At 60.4% G+C, this 1,785-nt stretch carries 1 protein-coding gene; it reads right to left on the bottom strand.

Translation table 11 applies throughout. The annotated features are described in order from the left end of the window. Positions 1-1,257 precede the first annotated feature (1,257 nt). The gene (locus OZ411_RS42775) at positions 1,258-1,464 is read right to left on the bottom strand and encodes a hypothetical protein (RefSeq protein ID WP_282532773.1); all 207 of its coding nucleotides are present in this window, start codon (positions 1,462-1,464) and stop codon (positions 1,258-1,260) included. Between the last annotated feature and the right edge of the window lie 321 nt (positions 1,465-1,785).

The following is a 1,785-nucleotide window of genomic DNA, read 5'->3' as shown; positions in this document are numbered from 1 at the left end:
CCAGCGATTGCGAACGCAAAAAGCACCGGCAAAAAGGAACGTCGGTCTATTAAGGTGAGACACCTGCCGACGGCATGTGTGCTGCCAATACCAAACAAGGATTTCGGCACGTCCCGTTGGCAGCTCGCGGACTAACCCAATGTCCGTCTAATCAGCGTACAACATCGGCCAGGTTGTCGGAAGGGTACAGGACTGCCGCGCCGTCGCAATCTTGGAGCCGCTGACCTATGAGCCACGAACACGTGCGCACACTTGGGCGGGATAGTGAACCGTATGCCGCCATTCAGCCTCGCCGAAATGGCGGGCTACGTGGGTTAGGTACCGCGCCCCACAGCTTGTTTATGTTGCGAAATTGCTCGAGCCAAGCGAGGGATCACTGCCTCCTCGGCATCGCGCTGCGCGCCTACGCCTCGATTCGCGGCGTCCAAAGGTATGTGGGTGATATCGGCTATCGCGCCCGTAGCGGCAAGCGTGGCGGACAAAACGATAATCGCTAACAATCGCTTCTTCGACATGAGGTAAATCCAGTGGGTGTCCGTGAGAACTGACCGGTGGCCTTGGTGTGTGCGAGGTGCATGATGGCGTCGGCAAGAATCTTGGCCGTGGCTCAGTGAAGCGCATCATTCGAGATTGATATCGAACTCGGATCCCGAGCAGATCGCCGTCGCTTCTCGGACCGAGTCCGAGTGAAATTGCGCTGTGGTTCCGAGGCAAGCCCAACCGGCCTCGTGCTTGAGCCGGCTTGATCGGAAACTCCCGGACGTGACTGCGCCAGCGTTTCACGGACATGGGTCGAGATTGGGGGCCTCCCGTCACTCGCATCGGCTTGCTCGGACGATGACGCGGGCGGCTATCGTGCAGCATCCGATACACCAGAGCTGAGCGGCGGCGAGGGGACGGCAATCTCCTTGTCTGGGAGCATAGGCAGGAAGCCAAGCTGGCTAGTATCGATGACAATTGCTTCCGGCCCCTTCAACTCGGAGGTGATCCGGATCGGCGGAAGCGCAGGAATGGGATTCACTCAGCTTGCCTGGCGGGGACGCCGGCAGCAGCGAATCGGCTGCAATGAGCAGCACCAGCAACGCTCCGCCGATCCACAGAAAGTAGGCCGGCACGGGAGCTTGAGCATCGACCGAGCCGCGGGCGCGCATTGATGTTCTGCTCACAGCGCCCGACCCTCGCGCTGAAGCCCCTTAAACGCGATCCAGGACCGCTCGCCGGCTGTTCGGCCTGATGTGGTGGATGGCATGAATTGCGTCATGCGAAGCGCCGCCGTTCGGCAGCATGCGGCACCGGCGCGGGCTCGCGCTCGGCGAGCGCATGCGCCCAGGCAAGCACCGAAATCGCGACACCTAGCAGCAGGCTCACGCCCACGAGCGACAAGGTCACGATTAGGTTGAGCGATGCGACGGCGATCCCCGGCCAGGGGTTTTCCCATGACAGCGCCAAGAACAGGCTTGACATCGTTGATACCAAAATATACTACACCGTATATTTCGTAAAGCGCGGATCGCAAGATGTGTCAAGAGCAGAGACTCGCAAACACATGGTTCGAGCTGTTCGGGTAGCGGGGACCTCGAAGCGTGAGGTCGCGCTTCCGTTCGAAAGAGCGATGCCTCAGCCGGAGAAAGGATTCCTTATGTTCAAGTACACACTAATCGTCATGCTGGCGGCTTTGTTCGGCCATGGGACTGCCTTTGCGCAGGAGAACCGTGGCACTCCCGAGCAGAGGGCCGCATGCGCGCCTGACGCCTTCCGGCTGTGCGCGAGCTACATCCCTGACGC

It is taken from the genome of Bradyrhizobium sp. Arg237L, assembly GCF_029990105.1.
Lineage (GTDB): Bacteria > Pseudomonadota > Alphaproteobacteria > Rhizobiales > Xanthobacteraceae > Bradyrhizobium.
This window is presented reverse-complemented; position numbering and strand designations above follow the sequence as displayed.